Source organism: Streptomyces sp. FH025 (assembly GCF_017427025.1).
GTDB lineage: Bacteria > Actinomycetota > Actinomycetes > Streptomycetales > Streptomycetaceae > Kitasatospora.
In genome coordinates, this window is sequence record NZ_JAFLNG010000583.1 from 1 (window position 1) to 4,995 (window position 4,995).

Consider the following 4,995-nt stretch of genomic DNA (forward strand, 5'->3'; position numbering starts at 1 on the left):
ACCCGTCCCGGACCCCCAAGGGAGCCCCGCATGCCCATCGCCAGCGTCAACCCCGCGACCGGCGAGACCGTCCAAACCTTCGAACCGTACGACGCGGACGCGATCGAGCGACGGCTGGCCCTCGCCGAGGCCGCCTTCCACAGCTACCGCGACACCTCCTTCGACACCCGCGCCAGGTTGATGCACCGGGCGGCCGACCTGCTGGACTCGGACCAGGAGGCGGCGGCCCGCATCATGACCGAGGAGATGGGCAAGCCGCTCGCCGCCGCCCGGGCCGAGGCCGCCAAGTGCGCCAAGGCGATGCGCTGGTACGCCGAGCACGCGGAGGCGCTGCTGGCCGACGAGCACCCGGACCCGGCCGACGTCAGCGACTCCGGGGCCGCCCGTGCGTACGTCCGCTACCGCCCGATCGGCCCGGTCCTGGCCGTGATGCCCTGGAACTTCCCCTTCTGGCAGACGATCCGGTTCGCCGCCCCCGCCCTGATGGCGGGCAACGTGGGTCTGCTCAAGCACGCCTCCAACGTGCCGCGCACGGCGCTCGCGATCGAGGAGCTGTTCCGCCGGGCCGGCTTCCCGGAGGGCTGCTTCCAGACCCTGCTGATCGGCTCGGGCGCGGTCGAGGGCGTGATCCGGGACCGCAGGGTCGCCGCCGTCACCCTCACCGGCAGCGAGCCTGCCGGGCGGGCCGTCGCGGCGGCCGCGGCGGACGAGGTGAAGAAGGCGGTGCTGGAGCTGGGCGGCAGCGACCCGTACGTGGTCCTGCCGAGCGCCGACCTGGACGCCGCGGTGCGCACCGCCGTCCGGGCCCGGGTGCAGAACAACGGCCAGTCCTGCATCGCGGCCAAGCGCTTCATCGTGCACACCGACGTGTACGACCGCTTCACCAGCGCCTTCACCGAGGCGATGCGCGAACTGAGGGTCGGCGACCCGATGGACGAGACCACCGACGTCGGCCCGCTGGCCAGCCGCCAGGGCCGGGACGACCTGGAGGAACTCGTCGAGGACGCCCGCACCCGCGGCGCCCGGGTGGAGTGCGGCGGCGGACGCCCCACCGGCTGGGACACGGGCTACTTCTACGAGCCGACCGTGCTCACCGGCATCACCCCCGCGATGCGGATCCACCAGGAGGAGACCTTCGGCCCGGTCGCCACCGTCTACCGGGTCGCCGACCTGGACGAGGCGGTGGCGCTCGCCAACGACACCCCGTTCGGGCTCAGCTCCAACGTCTGGACCACCGACCAGGACGAGCAGGAGCGCTTCGTGCGCGACATCCAGGCCGGCGGGGTGTTCTTCAACGGCATGACCGCCTCCCACCCGGCGCTGCCCTTCGGCGGCGTCAAGCGCTCGGGCTTCGGGCGGGAGCTGTCCGGGCACGGGATCCGGGAGTTCTGCAACGTCACCACGGTCTGGATGGGCTGAGCCCTCCCGGATCCACGCTCACCCCGGCCTGGTCAGGACGCCATCCGGTGTCGGCCCGGGCCGGGCGTCATCCAGCGGGCGACGACGCCGACCAGGGCGATGAGCGTCAGCCCCCAGAAGATCGCCATCGGCACCAGCACCGGCAGCAGGCTCACCTGGACGGCGACCATGCAGAGGCCCAGCGAGAGCGCGACCATGAAGGTCACCACGGTGGGGCTGAGGCTGAGCAGCCAGTGCCAGGCCCGGTGCCCGAAGCCCCGGGCCTTCGCCTTCGGGGCGTCGGCCTCGGCGCGGGTGCCGGGCTCCCGGTCGAGTTCCCTGTCGAGTTCCTTGTAGGTCAGCAGGTCCATCGGGGATCGCCTCCAATGCTGGACGGGAGGGAGGGCTCGGCCCGCGGGGTCAGGAGGCCTTGCGCGGGGCCGAGGGCTTGCGGGTGGTGGTCTTCTTCGCCGCGGCCGACTTCGACGCCTGCTTCGACGTCTGCTTCGACGCCGGTTTCGACGTCGGCTTCGACGCGGCGGCCTTCCCGGCGGCCGCGGAGCTCTTCTTCGCGGTGGCGCGTCCACGGGGCGCGGGCTCCTCCTCGGGCCCGGCGGCCCGCGTCCGCCCGCCCTTGGCCTGCTTGAGGCTGCTGCGCAGCGCCTCCATCAGGTCGATCACGTTGTCCGGAGCCTCGCCGGGCTCCTCCTCGTGCGGGACCTCGACGCCCTCCAGCCGGGCGGTGATCACCTGCTGGAGCGCCTGCTGGTAGTCGTCGTGCAGTTGCGCGAGGTCGAAGTCCTCGGAGAGGGTGTCCATCAGCGAGCGCGCCATCCTGAGCTCCTGCGGCCGGACGGTGACGTCCTCCTCGGGCGCGATGCCGGCCGCCGGGCGGACCTCGTCGGGCCAGATGCAGGTCTGGAGCACGAGCGTCCCGTCGTGCACCCGCAGCACGGCCGGCGACTCCCGGGTGCGCAGCGCGATCTTGGTGACCGCGATCCGCCCGGACTCGACCAGCGCGTCCCGCAGCAGCGCGTACGGCTTGGCGGCGGCCTTGTCGGCGACGCCCACGTAGTAGGCCTTGGAGAACATCAGCGGGTCGATCTCGTCCGCCTCCACGAAGGCCAGTACGTCGATGATCTTCTTGCTGGGCAGCGGCAGGTCGGCGAGGTCCTCGTCGGTGAGCGTGACGGTGCGGCCGTCGGGCGACTCGTAGCCCTTGGCGATCTCGGCGTACGGGACCTCCCTCTCCTCCCGCTCGCAGTACCGCTTCATCCGCACCCGCCCGCCGTCCTTGGCGTGCACCTGGTGCAGCGGGACGTCGTGCTCCTGGGTCGCGGAGTAGAGGTGGACGGGGATGCTGACCAGCCCGAAGCTGATCGTCCCCTTCCAGGTGGTCTGCATGGGGTCGCTCCTGACCTGCCCCGGGGACCTGACCCGCGCCGAGGGCGTGACCGGCGTCGAGAACGCTCGGGGGGTGCTCCGAGGAGTGTCCCGAGAATCCCACTGTGCCCGGGTTTGCGCGGATCGGCCACACCGCGCTCACAATGGGCCGAGGAGGTCGATGCGGATGACCGTCCGGAGCCGGGGGAACAGCCGTCACACCCGGGAGCCGGACCGTGCGCCACCGCCGGAGCGGACCGCCTACCGGGTCGTCTACGCGGTGCGCGGCGAGCCCGGGGTACGCCGCGACGAGGTCACCGTGGTGCCCGGGTACTCGCGGGAGAGCGACATTCCGCGGATCCTGGCCGCCCGGCTCGCCCCCGAATCGTCCAGCGTGCGGCCGGAGATCATCGTGCTCGAACTATGTGAACTCCGACCCCCAGGTGCGGAATCCGATCTTCATTCGTGCTGACGATGCGTCAGATTTGAGGTTTCCGGAACCTTTTTCACCCACTCCGACCTGCGCTTTCATGTTCGCTGAGCGAATATTTACCGAACTTCTGTTCCGATAGCCGGGCTGAGAAGTTAGGTTGCACCGCAATGCGCGGTCCCTCCCCTGCCCTTCGGCGCGACGAGCCGAAGGTCACGCCGCGCGGGAAAGGCACAGGGCACCTTTGATGAGTGCGGACACCACCAGGCCCGCGGTTTCCACCCCGGTCCCCCACCAGTCGAGCCCGATCGCCCACGGCGGCGACGGCCACCTGAAGGCCGGGCTCAAGAACCGGCACCTGTCGATGATCGCCATCGGCGGCGTGATCGGCGCCGGGCTGTTCGTCGGCTCCGGCGCCGGCATCGCGGCCACCGGCCCGGGCATCCTGCTCTCCTACACGATGGCCGGCGTGCTGGTCGTCCTGGTGATGCGGATGCTCGGCGAGATGGCCGCGGCCGACCCGCAGAGCGGGTCGTTCTCGGCGTACGCGGACCGCGCGCTGGGCCGCTGGGCCGGGTTCACCATCGGCTGGCTGTACTGGTTCTTCTGGGTCGTGGTGCTCGCGGTCGAGGCGACGGCGGGTGCCAAGATCCTCAACGGCTGGGTGCCCGGTGTGCCGCAGTGGGGGTGGGCGCTGATAGTGATGGCGGTGCTGACCGCCACCAACCTGTTCTCCGTCGCCTCCTACGGCGAGTTCGAGTTCTGGTTCGCCGGGATCAAGGTGGTCGCGATCGCCGCGTTCCTGGTGATCGGCACCCTCGCCGCCTTCGGCCTGATGCCGGGCACCCACGCGGTCGGCGCCACCAACCTGACCGGCCAGGGAGGCTTCCTGCCGCACGGGGTGGGCGCGGTGTTCACCGGGATGCTGACCGTGGTGTTCGCCTTCATGGGCAGCGAGATCGTCACGCTCGCGGCCGGCGAGTCGGAGGACCCGGAGAAGGCGGTCAGCAAGGCCACCAACAGCGTGATCTGGCGGATCGGGATCTTCTACCTGGGCTCGATCCTGCTGGTGGTCACCCTGCTGCCGTGGAACTCCTCCGCGGTCAAGGACAGCCCGTACGTGGCGGTGCTGGACCACGTGGGCATCCCGCACGCGGGCCAGGTGATGAACGTGATCGTGCTGACGGCCGTGCTGTCCTGCCTCAACTCGGGCATGTACACCGCCTCCCGGATGGCCTTCTCGCTCGGCCAGCGCGGGGACGCGCCGAAGGCCTTCGCGACCGTGACCTCGCGCGGCGTACCGCGGGTGGCCATCCTCGCCTCGGTGGTCATCGGCTTCATCGCCGTCTTCTTCAACTACACCTCGCCGGACACGGTGTTCGCCTTCCTGCTCAACTCCTCCGGCGCGGTCGCGCTGTTCGTCTGGCTGGTGATCTGCTTCTCCCAGCTGCGGATGCGCCGGATCATCGAGCGCGAGATGCCCGAGCGACTGACCGTGCGGATGTGGCTGTACCCCTACCTGACCTGGGTGGCCATCGGCATGATCGGGTTCGTGGTGGCGTACATGTTCACCGACGCCGACGGACGCAAGCAGATGTACCTGTCGCTGGCCGCCGCGGCGATCGTGCTGGCGGCGTCGGCCGTGGTGGGCCGACGGCGGCGGGCGGCGGTGCCGGCGGCGTCCTGACCCGCCCGCACCGCCCGTGAGCGCCGGGCCCGGGAGCCACTCAGGAGGCTCCCGGGCCCGGCGCCGTTGTGTCCACGGCCGGACGCCCCTCTGAACG

Annotated in this window: 5 protein-coding genes; 3 read left to right on the top strand and 2 right to left on the bottom strand. The window is 71.0% G+C overall.

Going from position 1 to position 4,995, the window contains the following annotated elements; translation table 11 throughout:
• The first annotated feature begins 30 nt into the window (after positions 1–30).
• The gene (locus J0670_RS29845; RefSeq protein ID WP_207814818.1) at positions 31–1,419 is read left to right on the top strand and encodes an NADP-dependent succinic semialdehyde dehydrogenase; all 1,389 of its coding nucleotides are present in this window, start codon (positions 31–33) and stop codon (positions 1,417–1,419) included.
• 32 nt (positions 1,420–1,451) lie between these two features.
• Here J0670_RS29845 and J0670_RS29850 read toward each other — a convergent pair whose 3' ends face one another.
• Positions 1,452–1,769 carry a hypothetical protein gene (locus J0670_RS29850; protein ID WP_207814819.1) on the bottom strand — a complete coding sequence of 106 codons (318 nt, stop codon included), beginning with the start codon at positions 1,767–1,769 and terminating at the stop codon, positions 1,452–1,454.
• A gap of 49 nt (positions 1,770–1,818) precedes the next feature.
• Positions 1,819–2,802 carry a Ku protein gene (locus J0670_RS29855; protein ID WP_207814820.1) on the bottom strand — a complete coding sequence of 328 codons (984 nt, stop codon included), beginning with the start codon at positions 2,800–2,802 and terminating at the stop codon, positions 1,819–1,821.
• Between the two features lie 166 nt (positions 2,803–2,968).
• Between J0670_RS29855 and J0670_RS29860 the strand changes: the two genes are divergently transcribed.
• Both J0670_RS29860 and J0670_RS29865 read left to right on the top strand, forming a co-directional pair.
• Entirely contained in the window at positions 2,969–3,253 is a 285-nt protein-coding gene (locus J0670_RS29860; RefSeq protein ID WP_207814821.1) for a hypothetical protein, read from the top strand.
• 205 nt (positions 3,254–3,458) lie between these two features.
• Entirely contained in the window at positions 3,459–4,898 is a 1,440-nt protein-coding gene (locus J0670_RS29865; protein WP_207814822.1) for an amino acid permease, read from the top strand.
• Positions 4,899–4,995: the final 97 nt, after the last annotated feature.